The organism is Sphingopyxis sp. C-1 (genome assembly GCF_001047015.1).
Lineage (GTDB): Bacteria > Pseudomonadota > Alphaproteobacteria > Sphingomonadales > Sphingomonadaceae > Sphingopyxis.
In genome coordinates, this window is sequence record NZ_BBRO01000001.1 from 624,218 (window position 1) to 643,085 (window position 18,868).

An 18,868-nucleotide genomic window follows, 5' to 3' on the forward strand; every position below is an offset into this window, starting at 1 on the left:
CTGATGGTCAAACGCGCATGAGGACCGATATCCGCCCGTTCGGGCCGGAGGCAATGGCGCGCGCCGGGGGGCTGATCGGGGAGGGGCAGCCGGTCGCGGTCCCGACCGAGACGGTTTACGGCCTCGCCGCCGACGCGCGCAACGCAGACGCGGTCGCGCGGATTTATGCCGCGAAGGGGCGGCCCGATTTCAACCCGTTGATCGTGCATGTGCCGGACTTGGCTGCCGCCGAGCGGCTGGGCGTGTTCGGCGCGGTCGAGCGGGCGCTGGCGGCGCGTTTCTGGCCTGGGCCGCTGACGATTGTCGTGCCGCGGGCCGCCGATTGCCCGGTGGCGAGCATCGCGACGGCGGGGCTCGATACGATTGCGCTGCGCGTGCCGGGGCACCGCGCGATGCAGGCCTTGCTGGCGGAGACGGGGGCACCGCTTGCTGCGCCGAGCGCGAATGCGAGCGGACGCGTGAGCCCCACCAAAGCTGAGCATGTGTTGGCGAGCCTCGATGGGCGGATCGCGCTGGTGATCGATGACGGAGCGACGACGGCGGGCGTGGAATCGACGATCGCGAGGGTGAAGAATGGTGCCGTCGAAGTGTTGCGCCCGGGGCCGGTGACCGCCGACATGTTGTCTGCGGCGAGCGGGATGTCGGTAACGGGAGTCAAGGGAACGGAGATCGTCGCGCCGGGGATGCTCGCGAGCCATTATGCGCCGGGCAAGCCGGTGCGGCTGGGCGCGCGCGAATTTGCGGGCGACGAGTTTGGGATCGGGTTCGGGGCGGTCGCGGGCGACTATGACCTGAGCGCAAGCGGCGATCTGACCGAGGCGGCGGCGCGGCTTTTCGATGCGTTGCATGCGGGGGCGGCGAGCGCGAAGGCAAAGATCGCGGTGGCGGCGATCCCGGCCGAGGGGCTGGGCGCGGCGATCAACGACCGGTTGAGCCGGGCGGCGGTCTGAAAATGTCCGTTCGCATCGAGCGAAGTCGAGATGCCCCTCGGTCCTGCTCGCACGATGGGTGTCTCGACTTCGCTCGACACGAACGGAGATAGGGAGGCTTGCTGGTTACGCCGCTGCGGGTTCGATCGGGTCGCCGTGCGGGGCCTTGCGCGCGACGATCAGGCAGGCGGCGACGATCAGCAGCGCGCCGGCGAAGGTGGGCAGCGTCACCGCTTCGTCGAAGAAGAACCAGCCGAACAGCATCGCCCACAGGAAGCCGGTATATTCGGTGGTCGCGAGAATCTGCGTTTCGGCGCGGGCATAGGCCCAGCTCAGCAGCAGCAATGAGGTCGTCGCGAGGATCGCGGCGCCCAGGATATGTGGCGCGTGGCTCGCGGCTGGAACCGCAAGGAACCACGGCGCGCCGAGCGCAAGGATCGCGGCGACGAAGAAATTCTGGAAAAAGGCGATTTCCATCGGCTCGGCCATTTTGGCCTGTCGCCGCGCGAGGATGAGGTTGTAGGCGTAGAAGATCGCCGAGAGGAACACCGCGCCGACCGCCAGCAGCGCCTCGTCGCTATAGTCGCTGCCGCCGAGCTTCCCCGCGACGATGACGATCACACCGCACAGTCCGAGGATCGAGGCGGCGATCGAGCGCGGGCCGATCTTCTCGCCCAGGAAGATCGCGGCCATATAGAGCGCCATCAGCGGGGCGACGAAAGCGAGCGCGATCGCCTCGGCCATCGGCAGCCGCGCGAGCGCCCAGAAAAAGCTGAGCGCCATCCCGGCGACGAAGAGCGAGCGCCAGGCATGGATCTGCATCGTCGCCTTGTCGGGCCATTTTGGCCGGCTCGCGAAATAGAGGAGGCCGGCCAAAATTGTGCCTGTGCCGGTGCGCCACAGCACGGCGTTATACGCGCCGATGTCGATCGACAGCCCCTTCATCAGCACGTCCATCGCCGAAAAGGTCGCGATCCCCGCGCAAGCGATCAGAAAGGGGATGACGGGCGAGGGCGAATCGGGGCGCATGGCCCGCCTCTAGCGGAGGGGTTCGGACTTGCACAATGAAACGAAGCGGCGCAGCATCGCGGCGGGTCGTTGGATGGAGTGGGGCCATGACGAAACCGAGCAAGTTCGCGCATGTCGTCTATATGACGCGGCGCTATGACGAGATGATCGCATGGTACCAAAAGGTGTTCGAGGCCGATGTCGTGCATCAGGACCCGGCGCTCGCTTTCCTGACTTATGATGACGAGCATCACCGCTTCGCCTTCGCCAACCTCGACCTCTTGAAGCCCGGCGGCGACGGCGGGCGTGGCGACGTCGGCGTCAATCATGTCGCCTATACCTTTGCGAGTGCGGGCGACTTGATGGACGTTTACAAGCGGCTGAAGGTCGACGGGATCAAGCCTTATTGGCCGATCCATCACGGGACGACGCTATCGCTCTACTATGCCGATCCCGACGGCAACCGGATGGAGTTCCAGGTCGACCACGGGACCGTTGCCGACGCGGTTGCCTATATGAAAAGCGAGGCATTCGGCGGCAATCCGATCGGGATCGAATATGATCCCGACGAATTGCTGGCGCGATATGAAGCGGGCGCGAGCGAGGCGGAGTTAATGGTTATGCCCGTCGGCCCGCCGTCGGGGATTCCCGCCGAGCATGGGATGGCTTGAGGGTTAGCGGAAGGTTGCCTGTCCGGCGCCGTCGATGTTGAGTTTTTGGCCCGAACAATAAGAGTTGGCGTCGCTGACGAACCAGACGACTGCGGCGGCGACGTCGGCGGGAACGGCGACGCGGCCGAATGGCATTTTGGTGTCGAGGTGATGGATATCCTCGTTGCCGGTGATCGCGCGGGAAAGCTTCTCGCCCATGTCGCTGACGGTAAGCGCGGGGGCGACGATGTTGACGCGGACACCGTTCGCAAGCTCTTCCTTTGCGAGCGCATAGGCCATCGCCTCGCCCGCCGCCTTGGCCATCGTGTACGGCGCGCCGTTGGGCGAGTGGGTGTAGGTCGCGATGCTGGAGATGACGATGATGTCGCTGCGCGCGTGGCTGCGTAGCTGCGGCAGCGCGAGGCGCGACAGGCGGTGCGGGCCGGCGGCGTGGACGGCGAAGAGTTTGTCGACTTCTTCGGGGCTGGTATCGGCCACGGACAGCCCGCGGCTCGCGACGCCGGCGTTGTTGACGAGGATCGAAATCGGGCCGAAATCGGCCTCGACGGCGGCAACCATCGCGGCGCACGCCGCTTCGTCGGTAACGGAGGCCTGGTAAGCTTTCGCCTTGCGGCCGAGCGCTTCGATCGCGGCGACGGTTTCGGCGGCGGCTTCCTGGCCGCGCGTATAGTTGACCGCGACGTCGGCACCCGCCTCCGCCAGCCCAGTCGCGATGCCCCGGCCAATGCCGCGCGAGGCGCCGGTGACGAGCGCGACGCGCCCCGTAAGGTTCATCTCGGCCATGTCTCTCTCCCTAACCCATCAGTTCATTATAAATGTCGTCGTCGCTGCGGCTCGCGGCGTTACGCCATTTGGGCGCGGCCTTGCGGTTGAGCACATGGCCATTGGCGTCGAGCACAGCGACCGTGGGGGTGCCCTTGATCTTGAAGTCGAAACGCGCGGGCACATCGGGGTTGCGTCCGAGGCCGCGAATATGCGGCATGCCGATGTCGGCATAGACGATCTGATATCGGTCGCGCACGGGGGCGAAGCGGTCGGTCGCAAGCAGGTTCGCAAGCCAGGCGCTGTCGTGGCAACCGTTCGTACCCATGACGAGCAGCACGCGCTTGCCGGTGTTACGAGCCTCGGCGAGCGCGGCATCGATCTGCGCGATCGGATCGGCGTCGGGGTTGAAGGCATCGGTCTTGTAGGGATCGACGACGCCAGGAATGCTACGCGTTTCGGACGCCGAAACGGGCGCAAGCGGGAGCATGGTAGCGGCCACGGCGAGGGCAAATTTGCGCATCATGGCACGACGATAGGTTTTGCATGACGTTTCCGTCAACGTAAGATAGCTTTCTGCCATGAGCTGGAAAAAAGAGATCGACGAGCTGGGTCAACGCCGCGCGATGGCCGAGAAGATGGGCGGCGAGGAAAAGGTCGCGCGGCAGCACGGGCGCGGCAAGATGGACGCGCGGGCGCGGCTCGCGGGGATCGTCGATGCAGGCAGCTTTCGCGAGATCGGCAAGATCGCGGGGCGCGGGCGCTATGGCGCCGATGGCGAGTTGGAAGACCTAGCCGCGAGCAATTTCATTTTCGGACGCGCGAATATCGACGGCCGGCCGGTGGTCGCCAGTGCTGACGATTTTACCGTGCGCGGCGGCGCGGCCGACGCGGCGCTGCACAGGAAGTTCGTCCAGTGCGAGGCGATGGCGCATGAATATCGCCTGCCGCTGATCCGCATGATCGACGGCACGGGCGGTGGCGGCTCGGTAAAGACGCTGGAAGACATGGGCTATACCTATATCCCGCACGTGCCCGGCTGGGACGAGATTATCGCCAACCTCGACACGGTTCCGGTGGTGGCGCTTGCGCTCGGGCCGACCGCAGGGCTGGGCGCCGCGCGCGTCGTCGCGAGCCATTACAGCGTCATGGTGCGCGGACTGTCGCAGTTGTTCGCGGCGGGGCCGGCGGTTGCGGCGGCGATCGGCGATACGCTGGACCGAGAGGAACTGGGCGGCGTCGACGTCCATACGCGCAACGGCGTGGTCGATGATGAGGTGGCGTCGGAGGTCGAGGCGTTCGCGGCGGCGCGGCGGTTTTTGTCCTACCTGCCTTCGTCGATCCACGATCGGGCTTTGCGGACCGCGTGCAGCGATCCGGTCGACCGGCGCGAGGAGTCGCTGCTGGCGGTCGTGCCGCGCGAGGCGAAGCAGGTCTATTCGATGCGGCGCATCGCGAATGCGGTGTTCGATCAAGGCAGCTTTTTCGAGATGGGCGCGCGCTGGGGACGCGCGGTGATCACCGCATTCGCACGGCTCGACGGATATCCGGTCGCCGTGCTTGCGAGCGATCCGTCCTATCTTGGCGGATCGTGGGACGCGAAGACGAGCGAGAAGGCCGAGCGCTTCGTCAAGATGGCGGACCAGTTCCGGCTGCCGATCGTCCACCTTGTCGACAATCCGGGCTTCATGATCGGTGGCGAAGCCGAGCGGACGGGAACGATCCGCTATGGCGTGCAGGCGATGAACGCGATTTACCGCGCGACGGTGCCGCTAGCGTCGGTCGTGGTGCGCCGCGCCTATGGGATTGCAGGGAGTGCGATGTCGAACGCCGAGCGTTTCCAATATCGCTTTGCCTGGCCGTCGGGCGACTGGGGCAGCCTGCCGATCGAGGGCGGGGTCGAGGTCGCATACAAGAGCGAGCTTGAGGCCGCGGAAGATCCCGCGGCGCATCTGGAGGCGATCCGCGAGCGATTGAACCGCGTGCGAAGCCCGTTCCGGACGGCGGAGAAATTCGGGGTCGAGGATATTATCGACCCGCGCGATACGCGGCCGTTGCTTTGCGAGTTTGCCGAGCTGGCCTGGCGGGTGCTGAACAGTCGTTCGTAGAATAAGGCTCGTCATCGCTAGCGAAGCGACGCAATCCAGAGCGGTTCACTATACGCTCTGGATTGCCGCGGGCCTCCGGCCCTCGCAATGACGGTGGGGGGATATGGAATGACCGGCGTGCGCCATTACGGCATGGACTGGCTGCGGATCGCGGCGTTTGCCCTGCTGATCCTCTATCATATTGGCATGTATTTCGTGCCGTGGGGCTGGCACGTGAAGATCGCGCAGCCGCTCGACTGGGTGCAGGTGCCGATGCTCGCGACGAATAGCTGGCGGCTGCCGTTGCTGTTCCTCGTATCGGGTTATGCGAGCGCGGCGCTCTTCGCGAAGCTCGGTGGCAGCGGGGCGTTCGTGCGGTCGCGCAGCGCCCGGCTGCTGATCCCGCTGCTCTTCGGCGTCCTGGTCGTCATCCCGCCGCAACCGTGGATCGAGCTGGTGACGCAGCATGGTTATGCGAAGAGTCTCGGCGCCTTCTGGACCAGCGATTATTTCCATTTCGGGACGCTCGATGGCATCGTCCTGCCGACGTGGCAGCATCTATGGTTCGTTGTGTATCTCTGGGTCTATACCCTACTCGCCGCGGCGGTTCTGGCGTGGGTGCCGGTGGCCGCGCGCGCGAAGGTCGCCGATGGCGCGGTGCGGTGGCTCGGCGGCTGGGGGCTGCTGGTGCTGCCGCTCGCATGGTGGCTGCTGCTGCTCGCGCTCTTTCCCGATCATGACGAAACGCATGCACTGTTCGACGACGGGCCGTCGCATCTCCATTATCTGATGCCCTTCTTCGTCGGTTGGCTGCTTCGCGTGCGGCCCGCGCTGTTCGAGGTGGTCGCGCGCTGGTGGCGGTTTTCGCTGGGCGTTGCGGTTGCGGCTTTCGCAGTGGTGGCGGGGATCATGTATCTGTGGCTGAGTGGGTCGCAGCCGCCCGAATGGGGGCGGTTGCCCTTCGACATCGCGCATCAGGTGCAGGGCTGGATGACGATCGTCGCGCTGGTCGGGATTGCAGACCGTTACTGGAACCGCGACCATCCGCGGCGTGCGATGCTCGCCGAGGCGGTGTTCCCCTTTTATATCATTCACCAGACGATCATCGTCGTGGTCGGCTGGTATCTGCTGGGGGCGCACGTAGCTGCTCTTCCCTCCTTCCTGATCCTCGTCGCGGCGACGGTGACCGGGTGCTGGCTTTTCTACCTGATCGGGCGCAGCATCGGCTGGCTGCGGCCGCTGATCGGATTGCAGCGCAAATAGGGGGAGACCGGGCATGGCGGCTTTGAAAAGCATCTTGGGGATCATCGGCATCGCGGCGATCCTTGTCGGCGGGCTGTGGGTGTTGCAGGGCCTCGATATCATCCGCTGGCCGGCGAGCAGCTTCATGCTCGGTGATACGACATGGACGCGAAATGGTGCCATCCTCGCGGTCGTTGGTGCAATCATGCTATGGTTCGCGCGCAAGCGCTGACTATCGACTACAAATGTAGTTGATCTGTATTGCTCTTATGATACACTACGATCCGGCCGGGGTTGGATTGGAGACAGGAATGATTCGTTCGTCGCGTATATTGCCCGCGCTTTTGCTCGCCGCCGGGATGGCGGTCGGGCCCGTCCTTGCCCCGCCGCCGGCGATGGCGGCCGATGAGGTCGCCGCCGATACGATCGCAGAGGCTTATGCAGCGCTGCTCGAACGTGACTATGTCTATCCCGAGACGGGCAAGCGCTACGCCGATGCGATCCGCGCCGGTATCGCCGCAGGCCGCTATAAGGCGCTAAACGGCGAAGCGCTGGGCGCCGCGATCGACGGCGATGTCCATGCGGTATCGCCGGATGGCCATTTGCGCCTGCGCGTTCCTGAAGCGGCAGCGACCGCGGCGGCCCCGGCACCCGGCAGCGCCGCGCCGGTGCGCCGCCCGCCCAAGGTGCCTGTCGAGCAGGCAGGCTGGATCGCACCGGGGATTGCCTTCATTCGCTTCAACATGTTTCCGCAGGACGAGGCAGTTACCGCGCAGGCGGCGAAATTCATGGCTGATCATGCCGATGCGAAGGCGATCATCTTTGACATCCGCACGCATAACGGCGGCGGGCTGGACCAGATGGACGTCATCTTTCCCTGGCTTTTCGGCAAGGAAACGCGGCTGGTGACGATGGCGACGCGCGCGTCGGTCGACGCGGAGGGCGGCTCGCCGATCGCCGGGGTGCCGTCGATGCGGATGGCGAAGGGCGATGCGGATATGGTCGCGCGCGAGCATTGGGCGACGCCGAATGCCGACAAACGGCTGCGCGATGCCAAAGTCTATGTTCTGACATCGGGGGCGAGCGCCTCGGCGGCCGAGCATTTCGCGCTCGCGATGAAGCATACGGGACGCGGCACGCTGGTCGGTGCACCCACCGCGGGGGCCAATCATTTCGGGCGCGGTGAGGATCTGGGCGGCGGCTATAGTGCCTTCATCCCGGTCGGGCGCACCTATGATCCGGTGACGGGCAAGGATTGGGAAGGCGAGGGCGTTTTGCCCGACATCGCAGTGGCGCCCGCGGATGCGCTGGTGCGCGCGTTGACCGAGCTTGGCGTCGCGCCGGCGGAGGCGAAGACGCTGTCCGATGCGCATATGCCAAGTTGGCCGATGGAGCGGCGGAAGCCGCGCGGGATGAAGCCCGCGGGCTAGGCACGCGATATTCCACTCTCGTCATGCCGGACTTGATCCGGCATCCATCCCGCCGGTGCGGCTTGGACCCCGGATCAAGTCCGGGGTGACGAAAGTTTAGGAAGCGGCGAGGCTGGTCAGCGCTTCACCGTCCACCCGCATCACCGTCCATTCGTCCATCAGCTTTGCGCCGAGGCTCTGGTAGAAGCCGATCGACGGCGTGTTCCAGTCGAGCACCCACCATTCGAGCCGCGCGCAGTCGCGCTCGACGCAGAGCTTCGCAAGATGCGCGAGCAGCGCCTTGCCGAGCCCCGATCCGCGCGCTTCGGGACGCACGAACAGATCCTCAAGATAGATGCCCGGGCGCCCCTCGAAGGTCGAGAAATTGTGGAAGAAAAGCGCAAAGCCCTGCGCCGCGCCGTCGATCTCGCCGATCACGACCTCGGCATAGGGGCGCGGACCAAAAAGATTGTCGCCAAGCTTCGCCTCGTCGAAGCGCACCTCATGCGCGAGCTTTTCATATTCGGCGAGGTCGCGGATGAACTGCGCGATCAATGGCAGGTCGGCGGGGGTGGCGGGGCGGATCGATAGGGTCACGCGGATTATCCTGCGAAGAGACGGGGCGTGGCGATCCCTTAGCGGCGACGGATGCCGATGGGCAATGGTCCTGCCCTTACAATCGCCGCCCGTGGCCCCATATGGATGCTATGCCATTGGACCAAGCGGCGTCGCAACGCAGCGGGCCAGCTGTCGGGCATTGTCTCCTATCGATCAAAATGACTTTGGTTGGGTTTTCCGGGACAGGAAAATGATCGCGCTTCCGGTGGGCTGACAGCCCGGGGCGGCGATCCGAAAGGTGTGCCTTCATGATCGGCTATTTCATCCTCCTCCACCGCTTCCCCGAACAGTTCAAACGAATGTTCCATGCGATCTATGCGCCCGGAAACAGCTATGTGGTCCATGTCGACAAGGGATCGGGATCCGAGTTCGCGGCCGACATCGCCGCATTTCTGAAGCCCTTTCAGGGGGTTGAGATCATCGAATCGAAAAACGCGCTGTGGGGCGGCTACAGCCTTGTTGACGCCGAATTGCGAGGAATGAAGCAACTGCTGAAAATGAATCGCAGCTGGACCCATTATATCAACCTCAGCGGACAGGATTTCCCGCTGAAGTCACAGGCGTATATACGGGCTTTCCTGCGCGCCAATCCGCGGCGCCAATATATTCGCGCGCTCGACCAGCGAGCGGCGCGGCCCGATACGATGAACCGCGTCAGCCATATGTTCGTCGAGGCTCTGGGTCGTATGTTTCGTACCCGTCTGCCACGCGCGTTTCTGAAAGACGCGACGCCCTATATCGGGACGCAGTGGAAAGCCGTGACGCGGAGCTTTTGCCATTTCGCAGTTCATCATCCGAGCGCCGAGCGCTTCAAGACATTCTATCGCCGCAGCTTCATTCCCGATGAGGCATTTTTCCAGACGTTGATGATGAACAGCCGCGCGCAGGGCGAAGTGATGAATGACGACTTGCGCACGATTGACTGGGTGCCCGACGGCGACATCAAGCTGCGCCCGCGAACCTTCGTCACCTCCGATGCGCTGCGCCTGACGCTGAGTCCCGACCTGTTCGCACGCAAGTTCGATGCGGAGGAGGACTCGGTGATTTTCGACCTACTCGAAGCGCATTTGAAGACACCGGCGGCGAGCGTCTATGCCGGCGATCCGGCCGCAAAGCCGCTCGAACGGACGCCTGAAGTCGCCTGAATTCCCGCGCGGCAGGGTGGCTTACGCCGCCTTGCCGTGCAGCGTGTCCATGCTGACCGAACTGCCCGCGTCGATCTCGGCCGCCTTTGCTTCGACGAGCTTTACGATATGGCTGATCATGTCGGCGTCCTCGACATGATGGTCGGTGACGCCCGACAGGAAGACCATATGCTTGCCGTTGCCACCGCCGGTGATGCCGATATCGGTTTCGCGAGCCTCGCCGGGGCCGTTGACGACGCAGCCGAGGACCGAGAGCGACATCGGGGTCTTGATGTGGCTGAGTGCGTCCTCAAGCGCCTGCACGGTGCGGATGACGTCGAAGCCCTGTCGCGCGCAGCTTGGGCAGGAGACGACGCGGACGCCGCGGGTGCGCAGGCCCAAGGATTTCAGTATTTCATAGCCAACGCGCACTTCTTCCTCGGGCTCGGCCGAAAGGCTGACGCGGATCGTGTCGCCTATCCCGGCCCATAGCAGGTTGCCGATGCCGAGCGCCGACTTGACCGTGCCGCCGATCAGCCCGCCTGCCTCGGTAATGCCGAGGTGCAGCGGACAGTCGACCGCGTCGGCGAGCTGCGCATAAGCGGCGACCGCGAGGAACACGTCGCTGGCCTTCACTGCGACCTTATACTCGTGGAAGTCGTGATCCTGCAGCAGCTTGATGTGGTCGAGCGCGCTTTCGACGAGCGCCTCGGGGCAGGGCTCGCCATATTTTTCGAGCAGGTCTTTCTCGAGGCTGCCGGCGTTGACGCCGATGCGGATGGCGCAGCCGTTCGCCTTGGCGGCGCGAACGACTTCGCCGACGCGCTCGGACGATCCGATATTGCCGGGGTTGATGCGCAGGCACGCCGCGCCAGCGTCGGCGGCTTCGAGTGCGCGCTTATAGTGAAAATGGATGTCGGCGATGATCGGGATGCGTGACGCGCGGACGATCTTGCCAAGTGCGGCGGTCGATTCGGTGTCGGGGCACGAGACGCGGATCAGGTCGGCGCCGGCTTCCTCGCAGCGACGGATCTGGTCGATCGTCGCGACCGGATCGCTGGTCAGCGTATTGGTCATCGTCTGCACGCTGATCGGCGCGCCGCCGCCGACGGGGACATTGCCGACCATGATCTGGCGGCATTCGCGCCGCGCAATGTCGCGCCAGGGGCGCAGGCCGGGGTTGTGATCGCTCATGATGCGGGCTCGATACGAAGGGAAGTGTGTGTGCCGCTCTTTAGCCGTCCGGGATCGGCTTGGCAAAGCCCGCCGTAGTTAAGGTGAATTGTTGCTGGAAAGACACAGTTTGACACCGATTTGTAACTTTTGAGCAATTTCTGTTTGTGCATCGCAGCAAAATCGGCAACTTCTTAAGCGTTCGTCGTCACACGCCCATATTGAAGAGGCGCGGACGCGTACGGCAGGCCGGGACGATCCGTTTTTTTGGTTAGGGGGATCACCCATGAAGTTTCTTACCAAAGCGTGTTTCGGCATGCTGCTCGCCGCGTCATCCATGTCGACGCCCGCCTTTGCCCAGGAAGAAGAAGCCAGCGGTCCGTTCTCGCTTTCGGGCGGTATCGCCGTGACGAGCGACTATCGTTTCCGCGGAATTTCGCTGTCGAACGAAAAGGTCGCAGTGCAGCCGACGCTGACCGTCAGCCACGAAAGCGGTTTTTATGCCGGCGTCTGGGGTTCCTCGCTTCCCGACAGCCCGGCCTATGGCAAGTTCGAACTCGACGTCTATGGCGGGTTCGCGACCGAAATCGCATCCGGCACGACGGTCGACGTTGGCGTCACTTATTATACCTATCCGGGTAGCGAAGACGGCGGCGCGCCGACCGATTATTTCGAGGGCATCGGCAAGCTGTCGCACGACATCGGCCCCCTCTCGATCACTGGCATGGTGGCTTATGCGCCCAAGCAGGATTCGCTGGGCGATGCCGATAATATCTATCTGAACCTTGGCGCCGGCTTTGGCGTACCCAACACGCCGATCACGCTGACCGCAGGCATCGGTTACAATGATGGATCGCTGGGCCTCGTTTCGCCCGATGGCAAATATGTCGATTGGTCGGTCGGCGCCTCCTACGCCGCCGGTCCCGCGACCCTGACGGTCCAATATATTGACACCGACGTTAAAAAGACGGGCGTCAAGGCCGTCGACACACTTTACGATCCAACCGTGGTCTTTACGCTGGGCGTCTCTTTCTGACAGCCTAGCGGGTCAGCGACCACGCGCTAAGGGGGCGGCTTCGGGGGAGGCCGCCCCCTTTTTCGTGCACGAAGAAGGGGGGCGACGCCTCATCGCAACGCGCTTGACCGTGTAGACGAACCGTGCAATTTCATCGACGAGTTGAAGCAGCGGAGTTTATCCCCCATGACTCAGAGTGTTTCCCTTCCCCCCGTACCGCCCGCGCGGTCAGAGCGAAGTCCCGGCGTGAAGCTGGTCATCGCAGTGTTGATTGCGGTGGCGCTGATGGTCCCGCTCCTGATGATTTACGGCCTGCTCTGGGATCGCCAGCAGCAAGCCGAAACCGCCCAGGCCTCGATCGGCCAAGGCTGGGGCGGGCAACAGACGATCGCCGGACCGGTGATCGTCATCCCCTATCGCGCCACGGAAACGACGACGGTGCAGGAGAATGGCAAGGATGTGACGCGCACCGTCAACACGATCCGTAACCTCTATCTGTCGCCGCAGACGAACAAGGCCGACGTCGTCATCAAACCCGAGAAGCGCAAGAAAGCGATATACGAGACCGTTGTTTACGAAAGCCAGATCGCTGGGAGCGCCGAGTTCGTTCTGCCCGCCGACATAGCGCGCTATGGCGTCAGCCGCGAGGCATTGATGCTCGACCGCGCCGAAGTGCGGCTGGGCATCAGTGATGCACGCGGGCTGGTAGACGGCAACAGCCTGACAGTCGACGGCACGCCGCTTGCGCTCCAGCCCGGTAAGGGGCTGCTCTCCACTGGCAATTCGGGAACCTTCGCTTTCGTCGACTGGAGCGCGGCGGCGCCGATGAAGGTCGATTACAAGATCGGCGTCCGCGGGCTGGGCGATTTCAAGCTGATTCCGCGCGGCGTCGATACGCGCTGGACGGTGAAGTCGAGCTGGCCCAATCCGAGCTTCGGCGGCGATTTCCTTCCGGCGAAGCGCGATGTGAAGAGCAGCGGTTTTACCGCGACCTATGCTGTCCCGAACCTGGCGTTAGGGCAGGCGCAGGTGCTGACGGGCGATTTGTCGCCGCCGGTCACGACCAGTTACGGCCCGCGCGACGCCTATATGGAACCGGTGGCGGTCGAGGCTGCCAGCGGTGGCGGCGGCAGCGAGGCGTCGGGGGGCACGGCGAAGGCGGTCGCGATCAGCCTGATCGAGCCCGTCGACCTTTACAGCCAGGTCGATCGCAGCATCAAATATGGCTTCCTGTTCATCGGTTTCACCTTCGTCGCCTTTTTGATGTTCGACATCATCGCGGGCGCACGGGTGGCGCCGGCAGAATATCTGCTGACCGGCATCGCGCTGGTGCTGTTCTTCGTGCTGCTGCTCGCCTTTGCCGAAGTGATCGGGTTCACCTTCGCCTATATGCTGGCGTCGGCGGCGATCATCGGCTTGCTGGCCTTTTACAGCGCGGCGGTGCTCAAGAGCTGGAAGCGCGCGCGCTTCCTCGCGGCGATGCTGATCGGGCTCTATGCGCTGCTCTATGTGCTGCTCAATCTCGAAGCCTATTCGCTGCTCATCGGTTCGGTGTTGATGTTCTTTGCCCTCGCCGGGGTGATGTATATGACGCGCAACATCGACTGGGGCGGGATCGGCAAGAAGGATGAAGTGGCGGCTTAGCGTCGCTTTACTTCGTCATTGCGAGCGAAGCGAAGCAATCCAGAGCGGTTCCACTTCGCTGGATTGCTTCGTCGCTTCGCTCCTCGCAATGACGATATCGTCTACCGCCAGCGCAGATTTTGGGGGCCGAGATCCGACAGGGCCTTAGCCCCCATCAATTTCATTCCGCGCTCCATTTCGGCGCGGAGCAAGGCGATCGCACGCGTGACGCCATCCTCGCCCGCGGCAGCCAGCGCATAGAGGTAGAGGCGGCCGCCCGAACAGGCCTTCGCCCCGACCGATAGCGCTTTCAACACATGCGTGCCGCGGGTGATGCCGCCGTCACAGATCACCTCGACCTTATCGCCGACCGCATCCACGATCTCGGCGAGCGCATCGAAGGGCGAAATGCTGCCGTCGAGCTGGCGGCCGCCGTGGTTGGAGACCATGATTGCGGTGGCGCCGATCTCCGCGGCGCGCTTCGCATCCTCGACCGCGACGATGCCCTTCAGGCAGAAGGGCCCGTCCCATTTCTTGCGGATGGCCTCGGCGCGGTTCCAATCGAGGCTTTGGTCGAGCATCGAGGTGAAATATTCGGCGACCGATTTGGGGACGCTGGATCCTTCCGACACGTGCGTCGCAAGATTGGGCAGGCTGAATTTTTCGCGGAGGACATAGTTGAGGCCCCAGCCCGGCTTGGCGGCGTAGCTCAGCATGTTGCCGGCGGTGAAACGCGGTGGCGAGGTGAAGCCGGAGCGCAGGCAGCGTTCGCGATTGCCGCCGACGATCGTATCCACCGTGAGCGCGACGGCGTCGAACTTCGCGTCGCGCGCGGCGTCGAGCATCGCCTGATTTAGGCCTTCGTCGTGGTGGACGTAGAGCTGGAAAAGCTTGGGGCCGTCGGTGAGCGCGCCCGCCTCGGCAAGGCTGATCGTCGCGAGGCTCGATATGCCTGCGACGGTGCCGGCGTTCGCGGCGGCGCGGAGCACGGCGCGCTCGCCCTGCCAGTGGAAGAGGCGCTGGAGCGCGGTCGGGGACAGGAAAAGCGGCATCGCCATCTCGCGCCCGAACAGCGTCGTTCGCATGTCGACGCTTTCGACACCGGCTAGGACGCGCGGGATGAGGTCGCAATCGTCGAAAGCGGCGCGGTTGCGGCGGCGCGTGACCTCGTCATCGGCGGCGCCATCGATATAGTCGAACACGGGCCAAGGCAGGCGCCGCTTTGCGAGTGCGCGGAAGTCGTCGATATTGTGACAGTCGGTGAGTTTCATGCGTGCCCTGCTTTTATCCCGTCATTGCGAGCGTAGCGAAGCAATCCAGAGCGGTTTGCGCAACTCTGGATTGCTTCGCTACGCTCGCAATGACGAATCTAGAAAACCGTCCGCGCCGCCACCGTCCCCTTGGTCGCGAAGCTGAAGCGCGGTTCGATTGCGAGGCTGGCGTCGAGGATATGCGCGGCGATGCGCTTGCCGACCGCGGGGCCGTTCTTGAACCCGTGGCCCGATCCGCCGCCGACGAGCCAGACATGCTCCTGCCCAGGAAAGCGATCGATCAGATAATCGCCGTTAGAGCTATTCTCATATTGGCAGACGCGTCCGCCGAGCAGCGGCGCCGACGCCAGGCCGGGGAAGCGACGCTGCATATAGGTGCGTGCCTCGGCTATACCCGCAGGCGAAAGCTGGCGTTCCATGGTGTCGGGATCGACCGTCGGGCCATGGACGTCGATCGCGATCTTGAACCCTGTGCCTTCGAGATCGGGGACGCCATAGACGATGCGGCCGTTGTTGAAGTCGGCCCACACCGGCAGTTCGGGCGGTGCAAAGCGCGTATCGCCCTGCGGCGCGCCGAAATGATAGACCTCCTGCCGCGTCGCGACGATCTTGTTCATCAACTGCTGCGGGAAAAGTTCGGCGATCCACGGGCCTGCGGCATAGACGAGATGGTCGGCAGTGCCGCCGTCGGGCAGCGTGTGGCGCTTCGTCTTTTTCGAAAAGAGCGGCGCGGGCATGACGACGCGCTCGACCTCGATCTGGGCGTCGGCGATCAACTCCTGCACCCCGCGAGCGGCGATGAGCGCGCCGGCCTCGGTTTCGAGAATCCCGGTCTCGCCCTGATAGAATTGGATCTGGCGATATTTATTCTGGAGCCAGCTTACGTCGCCATGTTCGTGCCCGACGCGGTTCGCCTGCAGCCAGGCGAGCGACTGCGCGGTGTAGGCGTCCCCTTGCGGCGCGAACCAGAGCACACCGGTGTTGTGGAAGATCGGCGCGCTCGCGCTGTCCGAGAGGTCTTTCCAATATTTGAGCGAGTCGCGCGCCATCTCCGAATAGATGGTGTCGGCGCCATAGCCCATGCGGATAACGCGGCTTTCGCCCCCCGACGATGCGCGTGCGTGGCCCGCGCCATAGGCGTCGAACAGCCGCACCGTCTTGCCCGCGCGCAGCAAATGCCATGCGGTCCATGCGCCGAACACGCCAGCGCCGATGATCGCGACATCGACATGCTGGACCCTCGGCTTGGCGGGTTTTCGCTTCTTGGGCTTGCGTTCCTTGCTTTCGGCCGCGGCGGAGGCCGCCGCCGCAACGGGCAGCGCGGCAAGGCCAGTCAGGAGCGCGCGACGCGAGGGACTGTTATCGGCCACCCGATGAAGCCTCTTTCTTGTAATAACGATAGCCGCCGATCCAGGTTTCAAGCGGGGTCATGCGACGGATCTCGTCGGGGCTGGCGAGCATCGGGTCGGCGTCGATAAGCAGGAAGTCGGCGCGCATTCCGGGCATCAGCGTGCCAATGCGGTCCTCGGCGAAACCGGCAAAGGCGGCGGTGCGCGTAAAGCCGTCGAGCGCGGTTTCGCGCGTCACGATTTCCTCGGGGCGCCAGCCACCGAACGGCTCGCCCTTGGCATCGGTGCGCGAGATTGCGGCGGCGATGCCGGGGAAGGGATTGGCGCTTTCGACGGGCACGTCGGACCCGAAGGCGAGGCGGACGCCCGCCTTTTCGAGGCTGCGCCAGGCATAGGCGCCCTTGAGGCGGTCGGGGCCAAGGCGCGCCTCGGCCATCACGCGGTCGCTCGTTTGGTGGACGGGCTGCATCGACGCGATGACTTTCAGCTCTGCGAAGCGAGGAATGTCGACGGGGTCGATGATCTGCGCATGTTCGATGCGCCAGCGGCGCTCGCCGGGAAGGTCGGCGGTGAGGTCGCCGATGGCGGCGAGCGCCTCGGCATTCGCGGCGTCGCCGATCGCATGGATCGCAACCTGGAACTTGTCCATCGACGCGCGCACCATCTTGTTGCGAAGCTGTGCGGGGGTGAGGAGCGGCAGGCCCTTCTGTCCCGGTGCATCGCTGTACGGCGCCTTCAACCACGCACCGCGCGAACCCAACGCGCCGTCGAGATAGAGTTTCACCCCGACCATGCGGAGGTGGTCGTCGTACAGCCAGGGCGTAGGTTCGGATCCGGCGATGATCGCCATATTGTCGATGTCACCGCCATAGCTCAGAATCCGAACCGAAAGCTGCTTCTTGTCGCCCGCGCGGCGATACGCCTGCCAGTCGGCGATGCTGGTGCCCATGTCGGCGATCGTCGTGATGCCCTGTTCGAGCAATTTCTGCTGCGCGAGGTACAGCGCACGGTCGAGGTCGCGCGCGAGCGGTTTGGGCTTGGCGCTGTCCACGAGGCTCATGGCGGCGTCGATGAAAACGCCGCTCGGCTTGCCGCCCTCGATTTCGATACGGCCGCCCTCGGGCGACTTGCTCGCCGGGGTGATCTTTGCGGCCGTCATCGCCGCTGTATTCGCCCAGCCGGCGTGGCCGTCGACGCGTTCGAGCCAGACGGGGCGGTTCGGCACCGCGGCGTCGAGGTCGGCCGCGGACGGGAAGCGGCCGAGACCCCATTTTTCCTGATTCCATCCCGACCCGATGATCCACGGCATTTCGGGATTTTCGGCGGCATATTTGCGGATCGCCGCCTGCGCTTCGGCGAGACTGTTCGTGTTCGACAGGTCGAGCAGCATGAGCTGGAAGCCCAGCCCCATGACATGACCATGCGCGTCGATCAGGCCGGGAATGAGCGTGCGGCCCTTGCCGTCTTCCTTGAAATCGGGGCGTTCGGGCCGCTTGTCCTTGCGGTCGAGCAACTGCTTCACCTTGCCCTGCGTGTCGATGACGAGGCCGGTAAAGCGGACGAGCTTGCCGTCCTTGTCGAGCGTGATGCCGTTGACATTATCGACGAGTGTATCGGCGTGCGCGGGCGCCGCGAGGGTGACGGCCAGCGCGGTCAGAAGGAGGCGCTTCACTTCGGCAACCTCGTCACGAGCGAACTCGTATCCTTTCGCCCGCCGCCGGCTTTTTGGACGTCGGCGTAAAATTGGTCGACCAGGCTGGCGACCGGCAAGGTTGCGCCGTTGACCCGCGCTTCGTCGAGCGCGAGGCCCAGATCCTTGCGCATCCAGTCGACGGCAAAGCCGAAGTCGAATTCATCCTTGGCCATTGTGCCCCAGCGGTTGAGCATCTGCCAGCTTGCCGCCGCGCCGCCCGAGACTGCCTCGAACACCTTGTCGGTGTCGAGTTTCGACGCCTGCGCGAAACGAAGCGCTTCGGATAGCCCCTCGATCACGCCGGCGATCGCGATCTGGTTGACCATCTTCGTCGTCTGCCCCGCGCCGGGGCCGCCGATATGGACCATACGCGCGGCATAGGCCTGCATCACCGGTTCGGCGGCCGAGAAGGCTTCCTTCGTTCCGCCGCACATGATCGAAAGCGTGCCATTCTGTGCCCCGGCTTCGCCGCCCGAAACGGGGGCGTCGACGCATAGCAGACCGAGCCCGTCGGCTTCGACCGAAAGCTGGCGGGCGATGCGCGCCGAGACGGTCGTATGGTCGACGAACAGCGCGCCCTTTCGCATCGCCTTGAACGCGCCGTCGCGGCCGAGCGTGACTTGTGCCAGATCATCGTCGTTGCCGACGCAGGTCAGGACGACATCGGCATCGCGCGCCGCCTCAGCCGGCGTCGCGGCCGCGGTGCCGCCGTGCTGCGCGACCCAGGCGTCGGCCTTGGCGCGCGTGCGGTTATAGACGGTGAGGGCGTGCCCCGCCTTGACGAGGTGCCCCGCCATCGGTCCGCCCATGACGCCGGTGCCGATGAAGCTGATGCGCAATTTTTGTTCGCTCATGGCCGAGTCCATAAGCATAGTTTGCGCGGCGCGCCAGATA

At 64.4% G+C, this 18,868-nt stretch carries 18 protein-coding genes; 9 read left to right on the forward strand and 9 right to left on the reverse strand.

Annotated features, from left to right (window positions below):
- The first annotated feature begins 17 nt into the window (after positions 1–17).
- The gene (locus SC1_RS02820; RefSeq protein WP_083435880.1) at positions 18–950 is read left to right on the forward strand and encodes an L-threonylcarbamoyladenylate synthase; all 933 of its coding nucleotides are present in this window, start codon (positions 18–20) and stop codon (positions 948–950) included.
- Positions 951–1,055: 105 nt separating this feature from the next.
- Here the strand turns inward: SC1_RS02820 and SC1_RS02825 are convergent, their stop codons facing one another.
- The gene (locus SC1_RS02825) at positions 1,056–1,958 is read right to left on the reverse strand and encodes a DMT family transporter (RefSeq protein ID WP_062177283.1); all 903 of its coding nucleotides are present in this window, start codon (positions 1,956–1,958) and stop codon (positions 1,056–1,058) included.
- Between the two features lie 86 nt (positions 1,959–2,044).
- Between SC1_RS02825 and SC1_RS02830 the strand changes: the two genes are divergently transcribed.
- Entirely contained in the window at positions 2,045–2,608 is a 564-nt protein-coding gene (locus SC1_RS02830) for a VOC family protein (protein WP_062177286.1), read from the forward strand.
- 3 nt (positions 2,609–2,611) lie between these two features.
- Here the strand turns inward: SC1_RS02830 and SC1_RS02835 are convergent, their stop codons facing one another.
- Together SC1_RS02835 and SC1_RS02840 are read right to left on the reverse strand one after the other, a co-directional pair.
- Positions 2,612–3,391 (reverse strand): SDR family NAD(P)-dependent oxidoreductase, encoded by a 780-nt coding sequence (locus SC1_RS02835; protein WP_062177288.1) that lies wholly within the window; start codon positions 3,389–3,391, stop codon positions 2,612–2,614.
- Between the two features lie 10 nt (positions 3,392–3,401).
- The gene (locus tag SC1_RS02840) at positions 3,402–3,893 is read right to left on the reverse strand and encodes a thioredoxin family protein (protein WP_238586542.1); all 492 of its coding nucleotides are present in this window, start codon (positions 3,891–3,893) and stop codon (positions 3,402–3,404) included.
- A gap of 58 nt (positions 3,894–3,951) precedes the next feature.
- Between SC1_RS02840 and SC1_RS02845 the strand changes: the two genes are divergently transcribed.
- The 4 genes from SC1_RS02845 to SC1_RS02860 all read left to right on the forward strand — a co-directional run bounded on the left by SC1_RS02845 (position 3,952) and on the right by SC1_RS02860 (position 8,129).
- Positions 3,952–5,478, forward strand: a complete 1,527-nt coding sequence (locus SC1_RS02845) for an acyl-CoA carboxylase subunit beta (protein WP_062177294.1) — start codon at positions 3,952–3,954, stop codon at positions 5,476–5,478.
- An 87-nt stretch (positions 5,479–5,565) separates the two neighbouring features.
- Complete coding sequence (locus SC1_RS02850) at positions 5,566–6,720, forward strand: acyltransferase family protein (RefSeq protein WP_238586543.1); 1,155 nt, start codon at positions 5,566–5,568, stop codon at positions 6,718–6,720.
- A 13-nt stretch (positions 6,721–6,733) separates the two neighbouring features.
- A complete protein-coding gene (locus tag SC1_RS02855; protein WP_062177300.1) occupies positions 6,734–6,931 on the forward strand; it encodes a hypothetical protein in 198 nt (65 codons plus the stop codon).
- Between the two features lie 79 nt (positions 6,932–7,010).
- Positions 7,011–8,129, forward strand: a complete 1,119-nt coding sequence (locus tag SC1_RS02860; RefSeq protein WP_062177302.1) for a S41 family peptidase — start codon at positions 7,011–7,013, stop codon at positions 8,127–8,129.
- A gap of 96 nt (positions 8,130–8,225) precedes the next feature.
- Here the strand turns inward: SC1_RS02860 and SC1_RS02865 are convergent, their stop codons facing one another.
- Positions 8,226–8,705, reverse strand: coding sequence for a GNAT family N-acetyltransferase (locus SC1_RS02865; protein ID WP_062177305.1), 480 nt, complete (start codon positions 8,703–8,705; stop codon positions 8,226–8,228).
- 269 nt (positions 8,706–8,974) lie between these two features.
- Between SC1_RS02865 and SC1_RS02870 the strand changes: the two genes are divergently transcribed.
- Positions 8,975–9,871, forward strand: coding sequence for a beta-1,6-N-acetylglucosaminyltransferase (locus SC1_RS02870; RefSeq protein WP_062177306.1), 897 nt, complete (start codon positions 8,975–8,977; stop codon positions 9,869–9,871).
- Between the two features lie 21 nt (positions 9,872–9,892).
- On the opposite strand, the gene ispG is transcribed toward SC1_RS02870, so the two are convergent.
- Positions 9,893–11,044, reverse strand: a complete 1,152-nt coding sequence (gene ispG / locus SC1_RS02875; RefSeq protein WP_062177309.1) for a flavodoxin-dependent (E)-4-hydroxy-3-methylbut-2-enyl-diphosphate synthase — start codon at positions 11,042–11,044, stop codon at positions 9,893–9,895.
- A gap of 265 nt (positions 11,045–11,309) precedes the next feature.
- Between ispG and SC1_RS02880 the strand changes: the two genes are divergently transcribed.
- Both SC1_RS02880 and creD read left to right on the forward strand, forming a co-directional pair.
- A complete protein-coding gene (locus SC1_RS02880) occupies positions 11,310–12,059 on the forward strand; it encodes a TorF family putative porin (RefSeq protein WP_062177312.1) in 750 nt (249 codons plus the stop codon).
- A 225-nt stretch (positions 12,060–12,284) separates the two neighbouring features.
- Positions 12,285–13,682: a cell envelope integrity protein CreD gene (creD, locus tag SC1_RS02885; RefSeq protein ID WP_238586544.1), complete on the forward strand. Its 1,398-nt coding sequence runs from the start codon at positions 12,285–12,287 to the stop codon at positions 13,680–13,682.
- Positions 13,683–13,783: 101 nt separating this feature from the next.
- Here creD and SC1_RS02890 read toward each other — a convergent pair whose 3' ends face one another.
- The 4 genes from SC1_RS02890 to SC1_RS02905 all read right to left on the reverse strand — a co-directional run bounded on the left by SC1_RS02890 (position 13,784) and on the right by SC1_RS02905 (position 18,828).
- On the reverse strand, positions 13,784–14,932 hold the full coding sequence (locus tag SC1_RS02890) for an alpha-hydroxy acid oxidase (RefSeq protein WP_062177317.1): 1,149 nt from the start codon (positions 14,930–14,932) through the stop codon (positions 13,784–13,786).
- A gap of 98 nt (positions 14,933–15,030) precedes the next feature.
- The gene (locus tag SC1_RS02895) at positions 15,031–16,302 is read right to left on the reverse strand and encodes an FAD-dependent oxidoreductase (RefSeq protein ID WP_062177319.1); all 1,272 of its coding nucleotides are present in this window, start codon (positions 16,300–16,302) and stop codon (positions 15,031–15,033) included.
- Positions 16,292–17,953: an amidohydrolase gene (locus SC1_RS02900; RefSeq protein WP_083435646.1), complete on the reverse strand. Its 1,662-nt coding sequence runs from the start codon at positions 17,951–17,953 to the stop codon at positions 16,292–16,294. Before SC1_RS02900 ends, SC1_RS02895 begins: the two co-directional genes overlap by 11 nt.
- A complete protein-coding gene (locus SC1_RS02905; RefSeq protein ID WP_062183458.1) occupies positions 17,950–18,828 on the reverse strand; it encodes an NAD(P)-dependent oxidoreductase in 879 nt (292 codons plus the stop codon). Before SC1_RS02905 ends, SC1_RS02900 begins: the two co-directional genes overlap by 4 nt.
- Positions 18,829–18,868 lie beyond the last annotated feature (40 nt).

Bases quoted from the DNA above. Each gene is read 5' to 3' on its own strand.
- SC1_RS02905 (WP_062183458.1), bottom strand. From the start codon at position 18,828: ATGAGCGAACAAAAATTGCGCATCAGCTTCATCGGCACCGGCGTCATG.
- SC1_RS02835 (WP_062177288.1), bottom strand. From the start codon at position 3,391: ATGGCCGAGATGAACCTTACGGGGCGCGTCGCGCTCGTCACCGGCGCC.
- SC1_RS02870 (WP_062177306.1), top strand. From the start codon at position 8,975: ATGATCGGCTATTTCATCCTCCTCCACCGCTTCCCCGAACAGTTCAAA.
- SC1_RS02850 (WP_238586543.1), top strand. From the start codon at position 5,566: ATGACGGTGGGGGGATATGGAATGACCGGCGTGCGCCATTACGGCATG.
- SC1_RS02830 (WP_062177286.1), top strand. From the start codon at position 2,045: ATGACGAAACCGAGCAAGTTCGCGCATGTCGTCTATATGACGCGGCGC.
- SC1_RS02855 (WP_062177300.1), top strand. From the start codon at position 6,734: ATGGCGGCTTTGAAAAGCATCTTGGGGATCATCGGCATCGCGGCGATC.
- SC1_RS02840 (WP_238586542.1), bottom strand. From the start codon at position 3,893: ATGCGCAAATTTGCCCTCGCCGTGGCCGCTACCATGCTCCCGCTTGCG.
- SC1_RS02820 (WP_083435880.1), top strand. From the start codon at position 18: ATGAGGACCGATATCCGCCCGTTCGGGCCGGAGGCAATGGCGCGCGCC.
- SC1_RS02890 (WP_062177317.1), bottom strand. From the start codon at position 14,932: ATGAAACTCACCGACTGTCACAATATCGACGACTTCCGCGCACTCGCA.
- ispG (WP_062177309.1), bottom strand. From the start codon at position 11,044: ATGAGCGATCACAACCCCGGCCTGCGCCCCTGGCGCGACATTGCGCGG.
- SC1_RS02860 (WP_062177302.1), top strand. From the start codon at position 7,011: ATGATTCGTTCGTCGCGTATATTGCCCGCGCTTTTGCTCGCCGCCGGG.
- SC1_RS02845 (WP_062177294.1), top strand. From the start codon at position 3,952: ATGAGCTGGAAAAAAGAGATCGACGAGCTGGGTCAACGCCGCGCGATG.
- SC1_RS02825 (WP_062177283.1), bottom strand. From the start codon at position 1,958: ATGCGCCCCGATTCGCCCTCGCCCGTCATCCCCTTTCTGATCGCTTGC.
- SC1_RS02880 (WP_062177312.1), top strand. From the start codon at position 11,310: ATGAAGTTTCTTACCAAAGCGTGTTTCGGCATGCTGCTCGCCGCGTCA.